Here is a 23,354-nt window from a genome sequence, read left to right on the forward strand (position 1 = left end):
TCCTTGAGTCGAGGGTGGGGATGGTGAGGATCAGACGGGGACGGACTCGAGCAGCCCGGCGCGGTCGAGAAGCTGCAGGAGGTCGGCGTCATCCTGCTCCGACAGGTCGTGCAGCGGCGGGCGGACGGGTCCGACGCCGTGTCCGGTGAGACGCAGCCCCGCCTTGACGATCGAGACGCCGAAGCCGCGGCCCCGATCGCGGATCGCGATGTACGGCAGCACGAAGCGTCCCAGCTTCTCGGTCACCGCGACTCGGTCCTGGGCACGCACGTCCCGGTAGAACTCGAGGGCGAACTCGGGAACGAAGTTGAACATCGCGGACGAGTAGGTGCTCATGCCCATCTGCAGCAGCGGCAGCGCATACGTCTCCGCCGTCGGCAGCCCGCCCAGGTAGAACAGCCGCTCGCCGTTGCGGACGTAGACCGAGGCGAGGTGCTCGATGTCGGCCGTCGCATCCTTGAAGCCGATGACGTTCTCGTGTCGGTCGGCGAGGATCGCCATCGTCTCGGCCGAGTAGATCGCGTTGCCCCGGTTGTAGACGATGATCGCGAGACGGGTCGCTGCGGCGATCGCCGAGACATGCTCGACGAGACCGGGCTGGTCGCACTCGGTGAGATACGGGGGCAGCACGAGGATGCCCTCGGCACCGGCCTCCTCGGCTGCACGAGCGTTCGCGATCGCGTTGCGGGTCCAGCCTCCGGCCGACGCGAGCACCGGCACCTCGGGGCGGGATGCCTGCACGGCCGCGCGGACGACCGCGGCCGACTCGGCGGCATCGAGGCTGAAGCCCTCGCCGGTGCCGCCGGCGGCGAACAGACCGGCGACGCCGAATCCGGCCTGCCACTCGACGTGCTCGCGGTAGCGCTTCTCGTCGAACTCGAGCTCCGGCGTGAATGCCGTCGCGGGGAACGAGAGGAGACCTTCGCGAAGGTGGTCGGCCAGCTCGGTGGGCGTGAATCGTGCCACGGTGCACTCCTGGGGTGTCGCGCCGGTGTCCGGCTCGGATCTGAACAATCGTCACGCTATGCGGGAAACGATGCGCCTACAAACCAAATGGTGGATAGATCAATGCACCACCTGCATCAAAGCGCAGACATCTCCGGCACCGGCGTCGGGAGCGGCTCGCCTGCGAGGTACGCCCGGAGGTTCGCCAGCGTGAGGTCTCGCATGTCGCGCCGGGTCTCGTGCGTCCCGCTGCCGACGTGGGGCAGCAGCGTGACATCGTCGCGGATCAACCGCTCGGGCACGTGCGGCTCCTGCGCGAACACGTCGAGACCCGCCCCCGCGATCTCACCGGCTTCGAGAGCGGCGATCAGCGCCTCCTCGTCGACGACCGAGCCCCGCGCGATGTTCACCAGGAACCCGTCCGGTCCGAGGGCGCGGATCACCTCGGCGTCGACCAGACCCTCGGTCGCGGCTCCTCCGGGAACCGCGATGACGAGCACATCCGATCGGCGTGCGAGTTCGACGGCGGATGCCACGTGCTCCCACGGCACTCCGTCGACCGGGCGGCGGGTCGTGTAGAGGATCGTCGTGTCGAAGGCTGCCGCGCGCCGGGCGATCGCCTGCCCGATGCGGCCGAGGCCGAGCACGCCGACCGTGCTGCCCGAGAACCGACGCGTCAGCGGGAAGCCGCCGGACTCCCAGCGGCCCTCGCGCAGGAACCTCTCGGATGCCCCGAACCGTCGGAACACGTCGAGCATGAGCCCGAGTGCGGTGTCGGCGACACAGTCGGTGAGCACGTCGGGCGTGTGGGTGACCTGGATGCCGCGTGCGACCGCCTGAGCCACATCGGTCGTGTCGTAGCCCACGCCGAAGTTCGTCACGACCTCGAGGTTCGGGAGCGCAGCCATCAGAGCGGACGGGACACCGTTGCGACCGCTCGTGACGACGGCGCGCACCTTCGCGGCATCCGCGGGATCGAGGGTCGTGAGGTCGTCGGGAAGACGCACCACGGAGTACTCGTCCTGAAGCGTCCGCTCGAGAGAGTCGAGCAGTGGCCCCGCCTGGGCCACGGAGCCGGGGGCGACGGGCGAGGGGGCATTGATGATGTTCGTCATGGCGCGAGACTACGACCCGTCAACGATGCAGTTCCATAAGCGAAGTTGCATGGATTGATGCGTCCGCTGTATTCATCGGGCGAGAACGGCGGAATCCCGCGGATCGCCGCATGTCGCTCCACCGCTGCCGAGCGCCGAGCCCCGGTTCCGCCCGCCGATGCGTGCCGCGCATCGGTTGACGCTCGTGAAGCGGTCTGCGACATTCTGAACGAGCCGACGACCACTCTGGGCCTCGGCCGTCCCCTACCTGGAGGAACCGATGAAGCTTTCTTCCCCCCGACGCAGAGCGGCCCGCGCATCCGCCGTCACCGCTGGAATCGCGTCGATCGCACTGCTCGCATCCTGCTCGGTCGCGAACTCGGAGTCGCAAGGCGGCGGCGAGGGTGGCACCGAAGACACCCTCCGCGTCGTGCTCACGCAGGAGCCGCCCACGCTCGAGGCATGCGACGCGAACCTCACCTCGACGGGTGTGGTCGTGCGCAGCACGGTGACCGAGCCGCTCGTCGAGCGCAACCCGTCGACCGGAGAGCTCGAGCCGCTGCTCGCCACCGAGTGGGAGCAGACCGGCGACACCGAGTGGACGTTCACCGTCCGCGACGACGTCACCTTCCAGGACGGCACCCCCTTCGACGCCGAAGCGGCCGCCTACTCGATCGACCGCGCCGTGAACGGCGACCTCGGCTGCAACGTCGAGGGCTACATCTTCGGTGACGACGACCTCGAGGTCGCCGCCACCGATGCCACCACCCTCACCGTGACCACCCCGAGCCCCGACCCGATCCTCCCGCTGAAGCTCTCGTTCATCGAGATCGTCTCCCCCGAGACCTCGAACACGGAGTTCGTGCGCGAGCCCATCGGCACCGGCCCCTACGCGATCGGCGACTGGCAGGCCGGCACGAAGCTCACCCTCGACCGCAACGACGACTACTGGGGCGACGCTCCGCAGTTCGCCGAGGTCGAGTACCAGTGGCGGTCGGAGGGCACCGTCCGTGCCGCGATGATCACCAGCGGCGAGGCGGACATCGCCCTCGGCCTCAGCGCCGAGGACGGCATCGGCGACTTCGGCGTGAGCTACCCGAACAACGAGACGATCGCACTGCGCTTCTCCGGGCAGACGGCGCCGCTCGACGACATCCGCATCCGCCAGGCGATCAACTACGCGATCGACCGCGAGGGCATCGTCTCCTCCCTCTACCCCGACGGCGACGTGGTCGCCGCGCAGCTGATCCCCGAGGGCATCGTCGGCTTCAACTCCGACCTCGAGCCCTGGGAGTACGACCCCGAGAAGGCGAAGGCCCTCGTCGAGGAGGCTGCGGCTGACGGCGTCCCGACGGACACGAAGATCCTCATGCCGGTGCGCACCGCGCAGTTCCCGAAGGTCAGCGAGCTCGGCGAGGTCCTGCGCGAGCAGCTCGCCGCCGCCGGCCTCAACGTCGAGCTCCGCATGGTCGACACCACGCAGCACCTGCAGTACCAGCTGAGCCCGTTCGTCACGAACGAGGGCCCCATCTCGATGCTCATCCAGCACGGCAACCAGGCGGGTGACGCGCAGTTCACGGTCGAGCAGTACATGCTCACGGGCGGTGCGCAGGCCGAGTTCGGCGACCCGGGTCTGGACGAGCTCATCAACACGGCCCGCACCCTGACCGGCGATGAGCGTCAGGCGGCCTACGAGGACGTGTTCGCCTACGAGCGCGAGAACGTCGTGGCCCTCGCCCCGATCGCGCACCAGACGGTCATGCTCGGTCTCGCCGACCGCGTGACGTACGAGCCCAACTCGTCGACCGGCGACGAGCTGCGCATCAAGGAGGTCTCGCTCGCGGGCTGACCGCGAGCGAGAGTGAGAGGCGGGCGACCATGTGGACCTACCTGAGAAAACGGATCCTGCAGAGCGCGCTGCCGCTGATCGCCGTCGTACTGGGTGTCTTCGTGCTCGCCCGTCTCACCGGCGATCCGTCGCAGCTGTACCTTCCGCTGAACGCCACCGACCAGATGCGCGAGGACTTCGCCGCCCGCAACGGCTTCGACCAGCCGCTGTGGAAGCAGATGGGCGACTACTTCCTCGGTGTCCTGCAGCTGGACTTCGGTCAGTCGCTGCGCACCGGGGAACCCGCCGCCGAGATGGCGCTGCGCGCCTTCCCCGCCACCCTGCAGCTCGCCGCGGTGACGATGATCCTCGCGATCGTCATCGCCATCGTGCTCGGCAGCTGGGCGTCGCTGAAGCCGAACGGCATCGCCGACCGCATCGTGAGCTTCTTCTCGATGACGGCGGCGAGCGTGCCCGATTTCTGGGTGGCGATCCTCGGCATCTGGATCTTCGCGATCACCCTCGGCTGGCTGCCGACCTCCGGAACCTCCGGCGCTCTCGTCTGGATCCTGCCGGTCGCGACGCTCATGCTGCGACCGGTCGGGGTGCTCGCCCAGGTGATCCGCGGGTCGATGGTGACCGTGCTCGGGCAGCCGTACATCCAGGTCGCCCGCAGTCGCGGCGCCGGCCAGATGCACATCGTCTCGAAGCACGCGCTGCGCAACGCCGCAGCACCTGCCCTGACCGTCGCCGGCGACCTGACCGTCGGCCTCATCAACGGCGCGGTCGTGGTGGAGTCGATCTTCGGCTGGCCGGGCATCGGCAAGCTCATGATCGACTCGATCCTGCAGCGCGATTTCGCGGTGCTGCAGGCCGCGGTTCTGATCACCGCTCTGGCGATCTTCGCCCTCAACATCATCATCGACCTCGGTTACGCGCTGCTGGATCCCCGCGTGCGGCCGACCTCGGGAGCCAAGGCCCGCCGCCGCGGTCCCGGGGCACTCTCCGACACGAAGGCAGAGGTGCTGACGAATGTCTGACAACGCATCGACCGTCACCGTCCTCACGCAGAAGGCGCGCGGAGCCCGCTCGTCCGGTCGCGCCAACCTCTGGCAGCTGCTGCTGAAGGACAAGGTCGCCACCGCCGCCGCCATCGTGCTGTCGTTCATCGTGCTCACCGCGATCATCGGTCCGCCGCTGTTCGGCGAGATGGCGCAGCGACAGGACCTCGGCGCGCGCAACATGCCGCCGTTCAGCTTCCAGCTCGGCTGGGAGTACGTCCTCGGCAGCGACTCGCTGGGTCGCAGCCTGCTCGCCCGCATCATCACCGCCGCGGGAACCACGCTCGGTGTCGCGGCGGCCGCCGTGGTCGTGTCGGCGGTCGTCGGCTCGATCTGGGGCATGTGGGCCGGATTCCACCGCGGATGGCGCGAGTCGGTCTCGATGCGCATCGCCGACGTCATCATGAGCTTCCCCTCGCTGCTGCTCGCCGTCGTGATCCTGTACGTGTTCAACCCGAGTGCGGCCAACATCGTGCTCGTGCTCGCGATCACCCGCATCCCTCTCTACCTGCGCACGGCGCGAGCGGATGCCGCCGAGCTGCGCTCGAGGATGTTCGTCGACGCCGCGACGAACTTCGGAGCCACGAACAAGGCCATCGTGTTCCGGCACATCGTCCCGAACGTCCTGCCCACGCTGGTCACGCTGGCGACGCTGGAGTTCTGCTACGTGATGCTGGCCGAGTCGTCGCTGAGCTTCCTCGGCATCGGCATCCAGCCGCCCGATGTCAGCTGGGGCCTCATGGTCTCGCAGGGACGCCAGTACCTCGCCGAGGCGTGGTGGCAGTCGGTGCTCCCCGGTCTCGCGATCGTCATCACCACGGTGTGCGCGAACGTCCTGGCCGCGTGGCTGCGTCTGGCGACCGACCCGGGCCAGCGCTGGCGTCTGCAGAGCAAGAAGCGCCGTCGTGTGATCGGCTCGATCGCCCCGCGTCGCTGAGTCCGCGGTGACGCCGCTCGAGTTCATGATGCTGGCGGCCGTCATCCTCGTCGCCGGCTGCCTGCAGGGCTCGATCGGCTTCGGAATGGGGATGCTGGCCGCACCCTTCATCGCCCTGATCGACACGACGCTGCTGCCGGTGCTCGTGATCATGCTGGCCATGGTCGTGACGCTGATCGTGGCGGTGATGGATCGCGCGGCGCTCGACCTGCGCGGGGCCGGCTGGGCGTTGGCGGGGCGGGTACCCGGGACCGTCGTCGGCGCGGGTCTCGTCACCGTGATGTCGACGACCGTGCTCTCCTGGGCGGTCGCGGTCGTCGTTCTGCTGGGCGTCGTCGTCTCGCTGCGGGGCTGGCGCCCGAGAGTGACGAGGACGACGCAGGCGGTGGCCGGGGCGCTGTCTGGCGTCATGGGCACGACCACGTCGGTCGGAGGAGCGCCGATGGCGATCATCTGGCAGGGCTCCGACGGGCCGCGGCTGCGCGGCACGATGTCGGCGTTCTTCCTCGTCGGATCATCGCTGTCGCTCGTCGCGCTGTTCCTGTGGGGCGCGGTGCCGACGCACGCGCTCGCCACGGCGGCCTGGATGGCGCCGTTCGCGGTGGCCGGGGTGGTGCTGTCGCGGTTCGTGAACAGGTTCCTCAACCGCCGGCGCACGCGCGCGATCGCTCTCGGAGCATCCGCCCTCGGTGCGGTGACGCTCATCGTCACCCGCCTGTTCGAGCTCGGCTGAGCCGATGCCGAAGCGACCCGCCCACGGCCAGCCGACTCAGCGCACCTGACGCTCCAGCGGGAGGCCCGCGTCGAGCAGGTCGATGTTGCGGGCGATGTCGGCTGCCCGCGCCGTGAAGACCTCGCGGGCATGGCCCGAGTGGTGCGGGGTGAGCACGACCCGATCGAGCGCGGCGAATCTCTGCACGACGGGTGGAGCCTGCGCGCCCTGCGGCGCCTCCCACCACACATCGATCGCCGCTCCCCCGATGCGTCCCTCGCTGAGGGCCGAGAACAGTGCGTCCTCGTCGATGAGAGCCCCGCGGGCGACGTTGATTACCAGAGCGTCGGCGTTCAGCTGCGCGAGCGCGTCCGCATCGATCATCCCTCGCGTGCTCTCGGTGAGGGGCGCGGTGACGACGACGACATCGCTCTCCCGCAGCAGCGGATGCAGCTGATCCTCGCCGTACACCTGATCGAGCAGTTCGGTTCCGGGGCCGCCCGCGTCCGGATGCCGACGCATCGCGACCACGCGCATGCCGAAGGCCTTCGCGAGGTGGGCGACGGAGCGGCCGATCTCGCCGTAGCCGACCAGTCCGAGGGTGCTGCCGGCGAGCGAGCGATGGTACGGGGTGCCCGCCGTCGCGATCGTCCGCCACTCCCCCCGACGCATCTCGGCATCGGCGTCGATCGCGCGACGGCGCAGCATGAGTGCGGTCATGATCACGTGCTCGGCGATCGCGGCGCCGTGGTGACCGGTGTTGCACAGCGGCACATCGTCGGGCACGGCACCGTCTTCCACCCGGTCGACACCCGCACCGGTCGCATGCACGAGTCGCACGTGATCGGCGCCGGCCATCTCGGCGACCGTGAGCCGCGAGCAGATCACCACGTCGGCGTCCTTGATCGCCTCTCGCGTCGAACCGGGCACGTCGAGGTCGGCGAACACCCACTCGTGCGGGCGCGCGGTGCGGCGCAGATCGTCGGCGAACGCCGACATGATCGGATCGGTGACCGCGATGCGCAGCGGCGCGTTCACCAGCGGGGGCTCTCGAGCACGTATCCGGGGTCGACGCGCTGCATGTAGCCGGTGTCGTCGCGCTCCCGGATGCCGCCGTCGAGGTACTGCCTGTGCAGCCGCGCGAGCGCCTCGGGGTCGAGCTCGACGCCGAGTCCTGGCGCGGTCGGCACTGCCAGCGATCCGTCCCTGAAGGTCAGGGCGCCGGGGGCGATGACGTCTTCGTCCTCGCGCTTCCACGGCCAGTGCGTGTCGCACGCGTAGCCGACGCCGGGGGTGGCACCGGCGAGGTGGGTCATCGCGGCGAGGCTGATGCCGAGGTGCGAGTTCGAGTGCATGGAGAGCCCCCACCCGAGCGTCTCGGCGACGCCGGCGAGCAGCCGGGATCGTTCGAGACCTCCCCAGAAGTGGTGGTCGGAGAGCACGATGTCGATCGCGCCGAGTCGCACGGCATCCGCGATGTGCGAGAACGCGACGACGCACATGTTGGTGGCGAGCGGCAGGTCGGTGTGGCGGCGAACCTCGGCCATGCCCTCGAGACCCGGGGTGGGGTCTTCGAGGTATTCGAGCACGTCCTTCAGCGCATCGGCGACCCGCAGCGAGGTCTCGACGGTCCAGGCGCCGTTCGGATCGATGCGCAGGGGGTGGTCGGGGAACTCCTCGCGCAGCGCGAGGATCGCGGCGATCTCGTCGTCGGGCGCGAGGACACCGGCCTTGAGCTTGAGCGCTGTGAAGCCGTAGGTGTCGACGATGCGACGGGCCTGCGAGACGATTCCGTCCGGCGTCAGCGCCTCGCCCCATTCGTCGGATGCCTCACCCGGATGGCCCGCCCACTTGTAGAAGAGGTAGCCGCTGAACGGCACCGCATCCCGCACGCGTCCGCCCAGCAGCTCACTGGCGGGCATGCCGAGCAGCTTGCCGCGGATGTCGATGGCGGCCACGTCGAACGGCGAGAGCACACGGTCGCCGGTGCTCGTGCCGGTGACCATGCCCGACATGCCGTGTCCGCCCTGCACGCCGTCGCCGGCCACACTGCGCTCGACCAGCGCTCGCAAGTCGTTCGTGGCGAACACGTCGCAGCCGAGCACGGCGTCGGCGGCGACCCGCAATCGCTGCAGGTGCGCGCTGTCGCCGTAGGTCTCACCGAGTCCGACGACGCCCGATTCGGTGGTCACCTGCACGATGGCGCGCAGCGCGAGCGGCTCGTGCACTCCGACGGTGTTGAGCAGCGGCGGGTCGTGGAATGCGACCGGAGTGATGCGGACGGACCGCACCGCGTTCTCGGACAACCGCGTGGCAGCCGGGACAGACAGCAGGAACTCTTCGGACATCACGCCTCCGTTGGTGAGACTCCGGGACTCCGCTTCGACGGATTCCGCGTCATCGAGTTTCTCCGACACTATGGTGGGGACAGATGCGCGGACAAACCAAAACTCGCACTGATTGATGTCGGGAGTGGATCGATGATCTCGCTGGTACAGCTCGAATGCTTCATCGCCGTCGCGGAGGAACTGCACTTCGGTGCGGCCGCGACCCGGCTCAAGATGACGCAGCCGCCGCTCAGTCGGCAGATCCAGCAGCTCGAGCGCGAGCTGTCGACGAGACTGTTCGATCGCACCAGCCGTCGCGTCGCGCTGACCCAGGCCGGGCGCGCGCTGCTCCCCAACGCGCGGCGCCTGATCGACCTCGCGGCGAAGGCGGTCTCGGACGTGCGCTCGGTCGGCGAGGGCGCCGCGGGAACCGTCACGATCGCCTACACCGCGATGGCCGGGCAGGCCGTGGTGCCCGATCTGCTGCGGCGCGCGTCGGCCGAGCTGCCCGGCGTCACCCTGCTGCTGCGCGAACTCGTCTCGCTCGACCAGGTGGAGGAGTTGGAGAAGGGCACGGTCGACATCGGCCTGATGCGGCCACTGCTCGCCCGACCGCAGATCAGCAGCCGTGCGGTGTACCGCGAGCGGCTGGCAGTGGCGCTCCCCAGCGACTCGGCACTGGCGCAGCGCGCCGAGCCCGTGAAGCTCATCGACCTCAAGGACGAGTCGCTGCTCATGTACTCCCCGAGCGGCGCGCGCTACTTCCACGACCTGCTGCTGTCGATGTTCGTGGCGAGCGGGGTGCACCCGCACATCGTGCAGTACGCCGGGCAGGTGCCCGCCCTGCTGGCGATGGTCAGCGCCGGCATCGGGTTCACGCTCGTGCCGCAGTCGGCCGAGCGGATCTCTCCCGACACCGTGACGTTGCTGCCGATCAGCGAGGCCGATCCGTCGTCGCGGGTGAACAGCGTCGAGCTCGACATCGCGTGGAACTCCGAATCGCACAATCCCCTCGTCGAGCGTCTGCTGAATCTGATCGACGACGTGGATCACGACGACTGATCTATGCAGTGGGCGCATTGCCCAATGCCGATGTAGTGCTTGATCGGGATGAATCCCCACGCCTAGCGTGAACGAGAAGATGATCAGTGCTGATGACACGACCCGTGCTCGACGAGGAGGACGCATGCCGAAGGACATCGCCGCGACCGCCGATGAGTCCGCCCGACTCGGTGAGGCCGTGAAACCGACACCCGGCGGTCGACCCGCCGCGCGTGACGACATCCTGCGCGTCGAGGATCTGCGCGTCGCCTATCGGATCGGCGACCGCGAGGTCGATGCGGTCCGCGGAGTGAACCTCAGCGTGGGCCGCGGTGAAGTGGTCGCGATCGTCGGCGAGTCCGGATCCGGTAAGAGCACGGTCGCGCAGTCGATCATGAACCTCCTCGCGCCGAACGCCGAGGTCACCGGCGGGCGCATCGAGTTCGACGGCGAAGACCTGATCCCGCTGAGCGAGCGCCGCTGGCGCAGCATCCGGGGCCGTCTGATCGGACTGGTCCCCCAGGACCCCGCACTCTCTCTCAACCCGGTGCGACGCGTGGGCGTGCAGGTGGCGGAGCCGTTGCTCGTGCACGGACTCGCGACCAAGCACGACGCGAATGATCGTGCGGTCGAGCTGCTCGAGATGGCGGGTCTGACGTATCCGGCCGAGCGGGCGAAGCAGTATCCGCACCAGTTCTCGGGTGGCATGAAGCAGCGTGCGCTGATCGCGGGGGCGCTGGCCGCGCAGCCGAGCCTGATCATCGCCGACGAGCCGACGAGCGCCCTCGACGTCACCGTGCAGAAGCAGATCCTCGACCACCTCGCGAACCTCACGCAGGAGCTGGGCACCGCGATCCTGCTCATCACCCACGACCTGGGCATGGCGGCCGAGCGGGCCGACCGGGTCGTCGTCATGAAGCAGGGCGAGATCGTGGACTCCGGTCCGGCGGCGCAGGTGATGACCGCGCCGACGCACGAATACACGCGCAAGCTCATCGCCGCCGCACCGCGGCTGAGCGCACATGAGCGGCGGACGGCATCCACCCAGGCCCGCATCGAGTTCGGCGGCGAGCCGATCGTGCGGGTCTCCGAGCTCACCAAGGTCTTCCCGCTGCCCAAGGGCGAGGGCGAGCGCCGCTCGCTGACCGCGGTCGACGCCGTCTCTCTCGAGGTGCGGCGCGGCGAGACGCTCGCCGTCGTGGGCGAGTCGGGGTCGGGCAAGAGCACGCTCGCGCGACTCGTGCTGCGGCTGGAGGAGCCGACCTCGGGATCCATCTCGTTCGCCGGCGAAGACATCACCCACCTCAAGGGCGAGAAGCTGCGTCAGCTGCGGCGGCGGTTCCAGATGGTCTACCAGAGCCCGTTCGACTCCCTGAATCCGCGCATGACGATCGAGCAGCTCATCACCGAGCCGCTGCTGTCGTTCGGCGAGGGCGACCGGTCGTCGCGGTCGAAGCGCGCCGTCGAGCTGTCGGAGCAGGTCGCTCTTCCCGACGGGATGCTGGGTCGGTTCCCCGACGAGCTGTCGGGCGGCCAGCGGCAGCGCGTGGCCATCGCCCGCGCTCTCGCGCTCGACCCGGAGTTCCTCGTGCTCGACGAGGCCGTCTCGGCGCTCGACGTGTCGGTGCAGGCGCAGATCCTGGCACTGCTCGACGAACTGCAGCGCGAGCGCGAACTGAGCTACCTCTTCATCACGCACGACCTCGGTGTCGTCGCCGAGACCGCCGACCGCGTCGCCGTGCTCAAGCACGGCAAGCTCGTGGAGTGCGGCGATGCCGCGCAGATCTTCACGGCTCCGCAAGAGGAGTACACGCGGATGCTGATCGAGGCAGTTCCGGCGTTCTCCGCCTGACGCGTCGCCCTCGGTTCGACCGCGCGTGAGTGGCCACTTTCGCACCCCTCACGGCCACTTCCGGTGCATTACTGACCACCCACCGCACAGGCGTCAGGCGTCAGGCGTCAGGCGTCAGGCGAGGCACAGCGTCGACAGTTCACTTCCCACTCCCCGTGCGTTCACCTCGGACGCCTATCTTGAGTGCGGTCGCGCGAACGCGGCTAAGAATCAGACAGATCGTTGTACATAAACCACAACATCGCGGTAAAGTCGGATCAGACATACCTCGATGACGAGAAAGGCGACCATGGTCGACATCCGAAAGAAGCGCTGGTCTCTCCTGGGAATCGCTGCGGTGGCGGCCGTGACCCTGACCGGCTGTGCAGGTGGCAGCACCGAGTCCGACGGCGGTTCGAGCGACGGCGGGTCGGATGCGACCCTCATCGTCTACACGAACTCGAACAGCGACGGCCGTGGCGAGTGGATCACCGAGAAGGCCGCGGATGCCGGTATCGACATCGAGATCGTGGGTCTCGGCGGCGCCGACCTCACCAACCGCATCATCGCCGAGAAGAACAACCCCGTCGGCGACGTGGTGTTCGGTCTGAACAACATGTTCTTCGAGCAGCTCAAGGCCGAAGAGGCGATCACCGCCTACGAGCCCGAGTGGAGCGGCGAGGTCCCGGCCGATGCGGGCGACCCCGCTGACGGAGCGTTCTGGCCGCTCGTCGAGCAGGCCATCGTCACGGTCTACGACGAGAACACCATCACCGACGCCCCCTCCGACGAGGAGGACCTCTGGACCGACGAGGAGTACGCGGGCCGCTACGAGGTCAACCCGGCGCTCGGCCAGGCCACCCCGCAGCTCGTGCTCGCCAGCATCCTGTCGCGTCACCTCGACGAGGACGGCGACCTCGGCGTCAGCGACGAGGGCTGGGACCTGGTGAAGTCGTACTACGCCAACGGATCGCCTGCCGTCGAGGGCACCGACCTCTACGCCCGCATCACGCGTGGCGAGATCGACTACGGCGTGCTGCCCTCGAGCGGCATCGCGGCGCGCGACGAGGAGTACGGCACGAAGACCGGCATGATCGTGCCCGACTACGGCGTGCCGTATGTCACCGAGCAGATCGCGCAGATCAACGGCACCGGCAACGAGGAGAAGGCCCAGGAGTTCATCGACTGGTTCGGCAGCGCCGAGGTGCAGGGCGAGTTCGCGGCCGAGTTCAACTCGATGCCCGTCAACGAGGGTGCGGTCGAGCAGGCCAACCCCGAGGTCGTCGAGCTCATGGGCACCCTCGACCGTCAGGACATCGACTTCGGCTTCGTGAGCGAGAACCTCGGTGCCTGGGTCGAGAAGGTCACGCTGGAGTACATCGGCTGATCCCGCACGACACCACCCCTCCTCTCGCACTAGTCGGAAAGACACCATGATCCGTTTCGAAGATGTCGAGGTCGCGTTCGGCGATCACCGCGCGGTCTCGCACCTCGATCTGGAGATCCAGGAGGGTGAGTTCTTCACCCTCCTGGGTCCGTCGGGATGCGGCAAGACCACCGCCCTCCGCACACTCGCCGGGTTCGTCGAGCCGACGGGCGGTCGCATCCACATCAACGGCCGTGACGTCACTCGCGTGCCCAGTGAGAAGCGCGGCGTGGGGATGGTGTTCCAGAACTACGCCCTCTTCCCCAGCATGAACGTGCGCGAGAACATCGCGTTCGGGCTGTCGATCCAGAAGACGTCGAAGGCCGAGCAGCGCCGCCGCGTCGACGAGATCGCCGACCGCACGGGCCTCGCGCCGTCGCAGCTCGAGAAGAACGTCTCAGAGCTCTCGGGCGGGCAGCAGCAGCGTGTGGCCATCGCCCGCGCGCTCGCGCTGACCCCCAGCATCCTCTTGCTCGATGAGCCGCTGTCGAACCTCGACGCGAAGCTGCGCGTGCAGCTGCGCGAGCAGCTGAAAGACCTGCAGCACGAGGTCGGTGTGACCACGGTCTACGTGACGCACGACCAAGAAGAGGCACTCACCCTCAGTGACCGCATCGCCGTGCTCGACGCCGGAACCCTGCAGCAGGTGGGCACCCCCGAGGAGATCTACGACCGCAGCGCGACGCCGTTCGTGTGCCGCTTCATCGGCGAGAACAACCGTCTCAGCCCGGCGCAGATCACGAGCCTCGGCGGCGGACTCGACGCCACGGCCGAGAGCTACGTGCGGCCCGAGAAGCTGCACCTCGCCGAGGTGGGCGACAGCTCGACGGCATCCGCGTCGCTCGCCGGCACCATCGTCGATCGCACGTACCACGGCAGCCACAGCGTCTACACGGTGACGGCGGAGGATGCTGCGCTGCGCGTCAGCGTTCCCGCCGCGGCGAGCGCGCGCCAGTGGAACCCCGGCGACGCGGTGCGCGTCGACGTCGATCCGCGCTGGATCCTGCAGTATCCGGCGGCGTGACATGTCGGACGCTCGGAACCCCCAGAACCCCTCACACCCCGCGGTCCCGCCCTCAGCGGCCGTGACCGGAGAAGCCGGCTCCTTGACGACCGAAGCTGTCGTCGAGGGTCAGACGGCGGGACCGCGGCTCAACAAGAGAGGGCGCCCCGGCAGCGTGAAGGCGATGCTGCGCTCGCCCCTCGCGTGGATCACGGGCATCATCGTGATCTGGTTCGCCGCGGCGTTCCTCGTACTTCCCAACGCGGCCCTGCTCGGCGTCACCTTCTTTCCCGACGGGCAGTTCAGCATCCGTGCCGTCGAGAAGCTGTTCGGCAGCGAGCGTGCGCTGAAGACGCTCGGCAACAGCTTCCTGCTGGCGGTCACCCTGTCGATCACGGTCAATGTGGTCGGTGTGTTCATCGTGCTGGTGACGAAGTACTTCCAGGTGCGCGGAGCGAGGATCCTCTGGCTCGGCTATGCCACGACCCTGATCTACGGCGGCATCGTGCTGGCCGCCGGATACAACTTCATCTACGGCCGGTTCGGGTTCTTCACGAACATGATGGTCAACTGGTGGCCCGACATGGACCGCGACTGGTTCTCGGGATACTTCGCCGTCGTCTTCGTGATGACGTTCGCGACCACGACGAACCACATGCTGTTCCTCTCGTCATCCCTCGGCAAGGTCGACTACGCGTCGATCGAGGCGGCGAAGCTGATGGGCGCCTCGACCTGGACGATCCTCCGCCGCATCGTGCTGCCGGTGATGAAGCCCATGCTGTTCGCCGTCACGGTGCTCACCTTCCTCATCGGGCTCGGTGCGCTGACGGCTCCGCTCGTGCTCGGCGGGCCCGACTTCCAGACCGTCGCGCCTCTGATCATCGACCTCTCGCGCAGCCCCATCACGCGTGACATCGCTGCTCTGCTCGCGATCGTGCTCGGCATCGCGACGATCATCCTGCTCGCGATCATGAACCGCTTCGAGAAGTCGGGTGTGTACTTCTCGGTCGCGAAGGTGGCGACGCCGATCCAGAAGCAGAGGATCCGCAACCCGTTCGCGAACGTTGTCGTGCACGTCATCGCCTACCTGCTGTGGGTGATCTACCTGATCCCCGTCGTGCTCATCGTGATCTTCTCGTTCGTCGATGCGCGCAGCATCCTCGCCGGGTCGATCACCCTCGACAGCTTCACGCTCGACAACTACGTCACCGTGTTCTCGAGCGCCGAGGCGATCCGTCCGTTCATCGTCAGCGTCGTCTACAGCGCCGTCGCCTCGATCGTCGTGGTCGGCGGTCTGCTGTTCGTGGCGCGGATGCTGCAGAAGCACCGCAACCTGCTGACCACCGCGATCGAGTACGTGCTGCACATCCCGTGGATCCTGCCGATCGTGCTCATCGCACTCGCCCTGGTGACCGCGTTCGACGAGCCGCGGGCGATCGTGGGCGGCTTCGTGCTCACCGGCACGCCGATCCTGCTGCTCATCGCGTACATCTGCGTGAAGATCCCGTTCACGCTGCGCCTGCTCAAGGCCGGGTTCGCGTCGGTGCCCGATTCGCTCGAAGACGCCTCTCGCATCCTCGGAGCGAAGTCGCTGACGACGTTCCGCAAGGTGCTGGTGCCGCTGGTGCTGCCGACGGCCGCGGCGATCACGGCGCTGAACTTCAACAGCCTGCTCGACGACTACGACGCGGCGATCTTCCTCTACCACCCGCTGTTCAAGCCGCTCGGTGTGGCGATTCAGGAGAGCACGCGCGGCGAGAACAATCTCGACGCGATGCCGATCACGTTCGTCTATACAGTGCTGCTGATGATCATCATGGGTGTCACCATGTATCTCGTGTATGGACGAGGTTCGCGCGCCGGAGCGCCCCGCAAGGCCAAGAAGGCTCGCGCGTGAGTGGTGCATCGCCTTCGGATGGTCCGGGGCTGCGTGTCACGGTCAGCGATGTCGCGGCGGCCGCCGGGGTCTCCCGGGCCACCGCGACGAGGGCACTGAAGGGCGAGGGGCGATTCGCCCCCGAAACCCAGGAGCGGATCCTCGCCGAGGCCGAGCGTCTCGGATACGTGCGCAACACGATGGCCGCCGAGCTCGCCGCCGGGCGCACCGGAACTGTCGGACTGATGCTGCGCGACGCGAGCAACCCGGCCTATGGTCTGCTGTTCTCGCGGCTGCAGGACGAGGCGCACAGGCGCGGCCTCGACCTCGTGACCGTGACGATCGGCGCCGACGTACAGGGAGCCGAGCAGGTCAACGCGCTGCACCGGCTGCTCGGCATGCGCGTCGCCGGGTTGATCGTCGCCACCGGTGGCATCACGGCCGCGCAGCTCGAGCCGTTCGCCGACCAGGTGCCGATCGTGCGCGCGGGGCGGGTTGAGACGGCGGAGGGGATTCATACTGCGCACTACGACGATCCCTCGCATGGGCGGATGTTGGCGTCGCATGTTCTGTCGTTGGGGCATCGACGGGTGGTGGTGCTCGCTGGCGCGGAGGATGTGTCTTTTGCTGAGCATCTGCGAGCATCGGCGATGTCTTCGACTTTGGTCGACGGCGGGGCCTCGGTGACTCTGGTTTCAGCGGGGGCTGCGCCGACCGATGGAGTTGATGAGGCGCTGGATGCCGTGCGCGATGGTGCGACGGCTGTGATGTGCGCGTCGGACTATCGGCAGCTCGCGGTCATGCGGGCGTTGCGTGCTGCGGGGTTGTCTGTGCCCGGGGATGTGAGCGTGACGGGGTGCGATGGCATCCTTCCCGGAGCCGACCTGCTGGGGCTGACGACGCTGCGGATTCCGGTCGAGGCCGTCGCCGCCGCGGCTGTCGAGACGATGCAGCGGTTGCTCAGTTCTGATGCTGACTCGGATTCTTCCGAGACCGTTCGGCAGCCGTTCGTCGGAACCCTCGTGCCCGGGTCGACCGCCGCAGCCGCCTGACCTCTGTCCTGTACTTGTTCGTCGTCTCACTGGAAGAGAAATGATCCTCACCGAGCACTCTCGCCCATCGCACACCTTCGTGCACATCTCCGATACGCACCTTCCCGGTGAACGCGCGCCGCTGTATGGCAGTGGGGCGGATGCTGATGCGAACCTGGCTTCGGTCCTGTCGCGGTTGGTGTCTTCGGGGCTTCGCCCTGATGCTCTGTTGTTCACGGGGGATCTCGCGGATCGAGGAGACGCGTCGTCGTATCGGCGGTTGCGGGAGTTGGTGGCGCCTGCGGTTGAGGCGTTGGGGTGTGAGGTCGTGTGGGCCATGGGCAACCACGACGAGCGCGGGGCGATGCGGGCGGAATTGGGGCTCTCGGGGGGCGCTTCGGATGCTGTGGTCGAGGTGCGTTGGTTCGGTGGGGTGCGGGTGATCGTGCTGGATTCGACCGTGCCGGGGGAACACTGGGGGCGGGTCGATGAGGCGCAGCTCTCGTGGTTGGCGGCCGAGCTGGCCATGCCCGCTCCGGAGGGCTCGCTGCTGCTGATCCATCACCCGCCACTGCCGACGGTGCTCGACCTTGCGGTGACTGTGGAGCTGCGCGAGCAGGCGGCACTGGCTGCGGTGCTGGCGGGGTCGGATGTGCGGGGGATCCTGTCGGGGCACGTGCACCACCCGTCGTTCGGGACGTTCGCGGGGATTCCGGTGGCGGCCGCATCCTCGAGTGCGTACGGGCAGGATCTGGCTCAGCCTGTTGGAGCTACGCGGGGGCAGGATGCTGCGCAGGGGTACAACCTCGTGCACGTGTATGAGGGGACGATCGTGCACTCGGTCGTCGGGCTCGAGGTTGGCGCGGATGTCGGGGAACCTGTGGCGGCGGACGAGGCCGGGCGGCGGATCGCTGGGCGGGGTATTAGCTGGCGGGAGCGACCCGTTCGTTGAGCGAGCCCGGCGAAGCAGAGCGAGACGAAACGCTCTAGATCAGTTCACGGCAGCCACTCCGTGCACCAACCAGACGGGCAATCCTGAGGCCGCGCGTGGCGATGCCCCGCGGGCCCTAACGCTGGGAATCCCCTTGTGGTTCGAAAGTGAACGCCGTGTGCCCGATGAGCCTTCGGCGCAGAGACGTTCAGGACTCGGAAGCCTGCGCCAAGTACCACGCCGCTGAGCGCTCCCGGCTGGCCAAGCGCCGCCTGAACGCCTGGTACGACGACGCCATCAGCCGCGAGGGTGAGCGTCTTCGATCTCATCACCGCTGTCACCTGTCGTTAGTGTCGGCGTCCGCCGGCCACGTCCAATCGATCTCCACCTCCTCGATCTGCTTCGCAACGCGACGCCGTCGTGACGCGGCGCGCTTCGTGTTCGCGTTGGTCAGGTCGGGCCATCGCCACTCCACCGGGAACATGTGCAGCGAGAGCGTCCTCGCGTCGGCTGCACGCGGATCCGCGGCACGCACGAGCGTGAAGGCGTAGTCGCCGACCCGCCACACAGCGCGCGGAGGCGAAATCCGCGCATTCTGGCTCAGCCTTGCTCCATACCCTTCGTCGGGGTCGAGAGGCGACTCCGCATGGAATCCGCCCCCGCCGAAGTAGTGCACGAACGCCATCTCGAGTGATCGCTCGAGCGCCGTCATCCTCTGCTTCGCGTCGGCCGACCCGTCGGAGCGCGCCAGGGGGATGATCGTCAGAAGCCCGTTCTCCAGGGCCCACGGGCTGATCTCGCGCCACTCGACATCGAGACTGATCCGCCCGTCTTCGCCCCGCCGTTCACCTCGCCGGAAGCGGCCCACCTCCTCAACGATCGCGAGACCGTCACCGAGTTGCACAAAGCTCTCCATGGCTCCAGCATGCCGTGGTGGCAAGCGACTGAAGGCCGCAACGGCACATGCCGCTGCAACTCTTCACGCCTCGCGCAACGCTCCTGTTGCGAGCAACGCCTTCCGGAGTCCGGCGGCCCTCTGAAATGATGGGTCGGCATCCCCTCTCGAACTGCTGCAACATCTCTACGCTCGGCATAGATCCTCCGTGCACCCCGGACCACTCCGCGATCAGGCGCGCGCGGTTGGGCTCAATCTGCGCCGACCGCCGCGAGTGGGGTCGGACGAGCTCGACGTGGCGATCACTCGCAGGCCGAGATCGGCGATCCGGATCTCTCGAAGCGCGTCGCACAGCCACAGGTTCTTCGTTGATCCGGCGAAGGCAGCCCGGACTGGTGATTAGTCGGCTGGCACGACGATCGCGTTCGGGCGCGCTCGATCGAAGACTTGGAGCGCTGGCCGTGCGGCAGCGGCTGTCTTTCCAGGCATAACGAATGAGAACAGTGGAGCCACTTCGTCACCCGAGTCAGGAACAGATTGGTCCGGATTGAGGTTCGCGAACTCCACGAGCAGAGCTGCACGACGCCCCTTCGGGTCCCAAATCGTGTGTTCGTCGTATAGCAAGGTGATCGGGCTGGTCCCATCAGGGTTCGGCTTCTGGCCGAGGTGGACGAGCGCGGGGTCGAGGTGACTGTCGCGGGTGTAGAACTCTCCTCGGTCTTCGCGGTACCGGCGGCGCACCAAGCTGAGTGGGATGCCCTCGACGGTCGCGGCTTCTCCGACGTTCGGGAATATGACGGCGAAGTCATCGAGCAACTGCAAGTCGCTCACCGCCTTCTCGATGAATCCGAGGCTGGGGCCCACATCACCATCCCACTCGAATGAGTGGAGTGCGTCGAGAACCTCAAGGGCGGGGATGATCGCTACGCGGGCGCCAAAAGGTCGACCGTTGTCGCGGGGCAACTCGATGGACGCTGCGCTTTCTAGCCAGGTCCCGACTCGCTCCAGCCGTTCTCGGTGGGCGGGACCCGCGTGTCGAGGGAATCGGCGCAGATCAGTAAGCCTTCCTGCTGTTCCAGCTGCCGTTAAGCGAGCGTTGTACCGCTGATTGGCCGCTACGGGCGGGAGCCAGTTCAAGCTCCAGAACACGAAGGGTGGAAGGTCCTTCGGCGTGATAAGAGGTCGCCCGTCCTCCGTCATGTCTGCGTACTGACGAATCTGCTCGCGGAAGTCTTCTTCGTCCTTAACTATCGACGAGAACGCCTCGTACATGTCGAAGACGCCGTTCCCGGAGACCACCTCGCGGCCGATATAGAGGCGAACGAGATCCTCGTAGCCGGGTCGATATCCGAACCAGCGCCCCATCTGCATCAGCGTACTCGCGGCAGTAGCTCGTCTCCGGAAGTAGCTCACAGTGAGGCCCTCTACCGTGAAGCCGCGGCTGAGCTTCGTGCCGCCGACCATTACACGCCAATAGGGCCCAGTCTGGAAGTCCATGGCGCGATACTCGCTATCTCTGGACCCGTTGACTATTACGACCGGATCACCGGTGGCCATTACGTCATTGACTGTCGATCCGACATATGGGAGGAGGTCGTCGAAGTCGGCAGGCAGCCCGTTCGATCCGTTCCAGTGGCGAGAACTTGTGACAAGCAGAAAATCTGCTTCGAAGAGGGTCTTCAAACGTGCAACACCGTCGGGCAAAGAGTACCCCGCTGCCGCCCACACGTCTCTAACCATTTGCGCGAGCAAGAGATGATCCGCTTGACGAGACGAAGAGTGCACGAGCATCGTGTGATGCCTGAAGTCGCCAGCGAGGCCTTGAGACCTGCGCCATTTCTTGATGGCGCCGGAAAGAACAAAGGCGTCGAGAGCTCCGCGGAGCTCGAACTCCTCGTCGCGATCGTTGTCGGCGCGCAGGTCTCGGACGTAGGCCTTCTCGTTGGAGTTCGCTGGCGATTTTTCGATTCCATCCGGGAGTTGTTCCAGGTCATGAAAAGCCTTTGCGCCCAAATACGCAGGTGACGGCTCCAGATTAATAATAAAGTCCCTCGGAAAGACATCCGTTGCGTCTGCTGGCGAAGCGAAAACGTTCGCATATGGCGTGGCCGTGTAGGCGAGGTATTGGGCCCTCGGCAATTTCCTCAGGAGCTCGCCGATGAGCTTGTTAATGGCTGTGCGTTCCCGATAGCCGCTCGAGTTCGGATTGTAGGTATCCCGCGTGTTGATTGACGCTTGATCGGCCTCGTCGTCGATTATGAGTACGGGTATCTCGGTCATGCTGGCTTGAATATCCTGCAGGTCGCGAATGATGGCCTTCAACGCGGAGGTGTTTTTCAGCATCACGGCAATGCGCGCGTCGACGCCGAAAAGATTCTCCGGGTCGTAGACCGGCTTGGCCGGATTATGGAGCTCACCGGTACGAGCGAAGTCCAGAGCATCGAGCCCCAACCGCAGGCGACGATATCCCTTCTCCATCGTCGTGAGCCGAGTAATTCCGGGCACGTCGCGGTTTCTGTTGATGTCGATGCCGTGGCGGAGGAATTTTCCAGCGTCGAGATCGGAGTCGCCCGTACCGAAGTAGTCGAGATCCTTGATTGCATCTGGGTCATTCCGGTCCCTGCCGCCGAGGATGTTTTCTTCGCCTACAAGTTCCATGTCGAGTCGTCGCTGGGTCTGACCACGCAGAAGCTCGACCGTCCCGGTAAGGACGATGATCAAGCGGTATCCAGCATCGATTGCTTTGGCGATGATCCCCGTGAAGTTGGCCGTCTTGCCGCTCTGGACGTATCCGACCACAAGCCCTTTGGTTTGGTAGGACTTGGCGCGGGTCGGGTCGGCGAGCCGGCCGATAATGTCGGTCGTGGCCGCGTCAAGATTCGCCAGCGCTTCCGCATCCCAGGCAGGGATCTTGCTCTCGAGGACGCTCTGGTAGGCGTTCCAATAGAAGTTGTGTTCAGCCTGTCGCTGAGGCGTGTACCAGGGATCCCACGGCGCGGGTGCGGCTAGGACGACGTCGCGTCCGACAGCGATCGGAAAAGTCGCGGTGAGCAGATCGCGGGCCTGCTGGGACAACCTCAACGCGTCGTAAACGTGCTCGCGCCGTCCGGGCGATCTGCTTGCTGTGTCCGTGCCCCACGAGGGATCCCTCGTTGCGTCCCAGATGGTGAGAGCCTTATGCAACGCTTTGCGGGGGCCGTGGTTGAGGTCGGGCTTAATGAGTTCCTGAACGATCGTGTCCTCATCGAGATCGATCTCATGCTCGTCGTCGAGTTGGAAGGCGACGGCTCGACGAAGGCCCCGGGGCCTTGACCCCCGCATAGCGAAAATGGCGCTCTCGATCGCTTCGTTAAGTTGCTGCTGATTCACTGAGTCCCTCACAGAAGTCGTTGAGCGGCGGCGGGACGTCCCGGAACAATAGATTCCCCACGTCGACGCGATAACGGAGATCAGAAACTAGATGCGAGTTCGGAACAACTTCGCCAAGACGCCACATTTGTATGGCCGGAAAGTCCGCGTCAATCGCGTACGCTCTCGGATTGCTCCGCAGCTGAAGCTTGGTGTCGTACAGGTCCGCGTCAGCTTCACGATAACCGAGCGCGTGTAGTGCGGCATCGAAGTGGGCAACACGCGTCCGAAGTCGACCACGGATGTCTACGATCATCTGCGACAGCGTCCGCCCCGTGCTGCCAGCGCCCGCAAGTGTGGCCTGTATCGATATCAAGAAGAGGGGTCTGTGGGGAGACACTTGGAGCTGCAAGTCCCCCCGGATGAGGTGTGTCCGACTTTCGGCGCGAGTCGTCTTCACCTCTGCCTCGAAACGTGGAAAAGAGAAGTCGTGCTCGGATGCGGCAGCACCAAGCCACGACTCGAGCGCAGCTTCTTCACCTGCTCGGCCGATGATGTGTTCCAAGACGAGTAGCTCGCCCCACAGGCCAGTTTCCTCTTGATCAGTCAGGCGACCTCGACGCGCAAGAAGATCCTTCATGTCCGCGATTGACGCGAGAACCGCGTGCTCGAATGAAGATCCTTCCCTTAGGTTGGCCACAACTGACTCGACTAGTTGATACGCCGCGTAATGCATTCCACGCGCATCGAAAACCATACGAAACCGTCTGAATTGTTCGGGGCCCTCGACAACGTCGACCCGCACGCGCTCCAGATTGGTCACCTCAGGCGGGTTGCCCTTCGCGGGCACGAAGAGCCGAAGTTGATCACTTAGGGGATCCACCTCCAGCCGCGCATCGACCTCGCGGCTGAGTTGAAAGACCGACACGACGCCCAGGCGGAAGTACTCTTCGAGCGAGTCCGGGCTGAGGTTGACCGCTTCATCTACCATCGGGTACTCCTTAGTGGCACGTCTGCCAACCTAACCGATCACAACTGCGCGCGGCTCCGTGGCATGGCGATGCCGCA

General features: G+C 66.6%; 18 protein-coding genes. 11 read left to right on the forward strand and 7 right to left on the reverse strand.

What is annotated here, in order from left to right:
* Window positions 1-30: 30 nt before the first annotated feature.
* Both ACZZZQ_RS06275 and ACZZZQ_RS06280 read right to left on the reverse strand, forming a co-directional pair.
* Window positions 31-966, reverse strand: a complete 936-nt coding sequence (locus ACZZZQ_RS06275) for a 5-dehydro-4-deoxyglucarate dehydratase (RefSeq protein ID WP_053098437.1) — start codon at window positions 964-966, stop codon at window positions 31-33.
* Between the two features lie 116 nt (window positions 967-1,082).
* Entirely contained in the window at window positions 1,083-2,060 is a 978-nt protein-coding gene (locus ACZZZQ_RS06280) for a 2-hydroxyacid dehydrogenase (RefSeq protein WP_463507136.1), read from the reverse strand.
* Between the two features lie 259 nt (window positions 2,061-2,319).
* Between ACZZZQ_RS06280 and ACZZZQ_RS06285 the strand changes: the two genes are divergently transcribed.
* From ACZZZQ_RS06285 to ACZZZQ_RS06300, 4 genes are read left to right on the forward strand one after another with little or no spacing between them, the layout of a single operon-like run.
* Window positions 2,320-3,888 (forward strand): ABC transporter substrate-binding protein, encoded by a 1,569-nt coding sequence (locus tag ACZZZQ_RS06285; RefSeq protein ID WP_053098435.1) that lies wholly within the window; start codon window positions 2,320-2,322, stop codon window positions 3,886-3,888.
* A gap of 29 nt (window positions 3,889-3,917) precedes the next feature.
* A complete protein-coding gene (locus ACZZZQ_RS06290; RefSeq protein WP_053098434.1) occupies window positions 3,918-4,907 on the forward strand; it encodes an ABC transporter permease in 990 nt (329 codons plus the stop codon).
* A complete protein-coding gene (locus tag ACZZZQ_RS06295) occupies window positions 4,900-5,865 on the forward strand; it encodes an ABC transporter permease (RefSeq protein ID WP_053098433.1) in 966 nt (321 codons plus the stop codon). The genes ACZZZQ_RS06290 and ACZZZQ_RS06295 overlap by 8 nt, the downstream gene beginning before the upstream one ends.
* A 7-nt stretch (window positions 5,866-5,872) precedes the next feature.
* Window positions 5,873-6,598, forward strand: a complete 726-nt coding sequence (locus ACZZZQ_RS06300) for a sulfite exporter TauE/SafE family protein (protein ID WP_463507137.1) — start codon at window positions 5,873-5,875, stop codon at window positions 6,596-6,598.
* Window positions 6,599-6,634: 36 nt separating this feature from the next.
* On the opposite strand, the gene ACZZZQ_RS06305 is transcribed toward ACZZZQ_RS06300, so the two are convergent.
* Window positions 6,635-7,615 (reverse strand): 2-hydroxyacid dehydrogenase, encoded by a 981-nt coding sequence (locus tag ACZZZQ_RS06305; protein WP_463507138.1) that lies wholly within the window; start codon window positions 7,613-7,615, stop codon window positions 6,635-6,637.
* Window positions 7,612-8,925, reverse strand: coding sequence for a glucarate dehydratase family protein (locus tag ACZZZQ_RS06310; protein WP_463507139.1), 1,314 nt, complete (start codon window positions 8,923-8,925; stop codon window positions 7,612-7,614). Before ACZZZQ_RS06310 ends, ACZZZQ_RS06305 begins: the two co-directional genes overlap by 4 nt.
* Window positions 8,926-9,057: 132 nt before the next feature.
* Here ACZZZQ_RS06310 and ACZZZQ_RS06315 point away from each other — a divergent pair, with 132 nt between their 5' ends.
* From ACZZZQ_RS06315 to ACZZZQ_RS06345, 7 genes are all read left to right on the forward strand, one after another.
* Window positions 9,058-9,966, forward strand: coding sequence for a LysR family transcriptional regulator (locus ACZZZQ_RS06315; RefSeq protein WP_053098431.1), 909 nt, complete (start codon window positions 9,058-9,060; stop codon window positions 9,964-9,966).
* Between the two features lie 124 nt (window positions 9,967-10,090).
* Entirely contained in the window at window positions 10,091-11,797 is a 1,707-nt protein-coding gene (locus tag ACZZZQ_RS06320) for a dipeptide ABC transporter ATP-binding protein (RefSeq protein WP_463507140.1), read from the forward strand.
* Window positions 11,798-12,086: 289 nt separating this feature from the next.
* Entirely contained in the window at window positions 12,087-13,163 is a 1,077-nt protein-coding gene (locus tag ACZZZQ_RS06325) for an extracellular solute-binding protein (protein WP_053098430.1), read from the forward strand.
* Between the two features lie 46 nt (window positions 13,164-13,209).
* Window positions 13,210-14,226 (forward strand): ABC transporter ATP-binding protein, encoded by a 1,017-nt coding sequence (locus tag ACZZZQ_RS06330; protein WP_285363690.1) that lies wholly within the window; start codon window positions 13,210-13,212, stop codon window positions 14,224-14,226.
* An 82-nt stretch (window positions 14,227-14,308) separates the two neighbouring features.
* Window positions 14,309-16,102: an ABC transporter permease gene (locus ACZZZQ_RS06335; RefSeq protein WP_463507141.1), complete on the forward strand. Its 1,794-nt coding sequence runs from the start codon at window positions 14,309-14,311 to the stop codon at window positions 16,100-16,102.
* A complete protein-coding gene (locus tag ACZZZQ_RS06340; RefSeq protein WP_463507142.1) occupies window positions 16,099-17,133 on the forward strand; it encodes a LacI family DNA-binding transcriptional regulator in 1,035 nt (344 codons plus the stop codon). Before ACZZZQ_RS06335 ends, ACZZZQ_RS06340 begins: the two co-directional genes overlap by 4 nt.
* Window positions 17,134-17,173: 40 nt before the next feature.
* A complete protein-coding gene (locus ACZZZQ_RS06345; protein WP_463507143.1) occupies window positions 17,174-18,064 on the forward strand; it encodes a metallophosphoesterase in 891 nt (296 codons plus the stop codon).
* 316 nt (window positions 18,065-18,380) lie between these two features.
* On the opposite strand, the gene ACZZZQ_RS06350 is transcribed toward ACZZZQ_RS06345, so the two are convergent.
* The 3 genes from ACZZZQ_RS06350 to ACZZZQ_RS06360 all read right to left on the reverse strand — a co-directional run bounded on the left by ACZZZQ_RS06350 (window position 18,381) and on the right by ACZZZQ_RS06360 (window position 23,277).
* Window positions 18,381-18,959, reverse strand: a complete 579-nt coding sequence (locus ACZZZQ_RS06350) for a hypothetical protein (protein ID WP_463507144.1) — start codon at window positions 18,957-18,959, stop codon at window positions 18,381-18,383.
* 378 nt (window positions 18,960-19,337) lie between these two features.
* Window positions 19,338-22,307, reverse strand: coding sequence for a Z1 domain-containing protein (locus ACZZZQ_RS06355; protein WP_463507145.1), 2,970 nt, complete (start codon window positions 22,305-22,307; stop codon window positions 19,338-19,340).
* On the reverse strand, window positions 22,288-23,277 hold the full coding sequence (locus tag ACZZZQ_RS06360; protein WP_463507146.1) for a PD-(D/E)XK motif protein: 990 nt from the start codon (window positions 23,275-23,277) through the stop codon (window positions 22,288-22,290). The genes ACZZZQ_RS06355 and ACZZZQ_RS06360 overlap by 20 nt, the downstream gene beginning before the upstream one ends.
* Between the last annotated feature and the right edge of the window lie 77 nt (window positions 23,278-23,354).

Source organism: Microbacterium sp. AC132, from assembly GCF_979258525.1.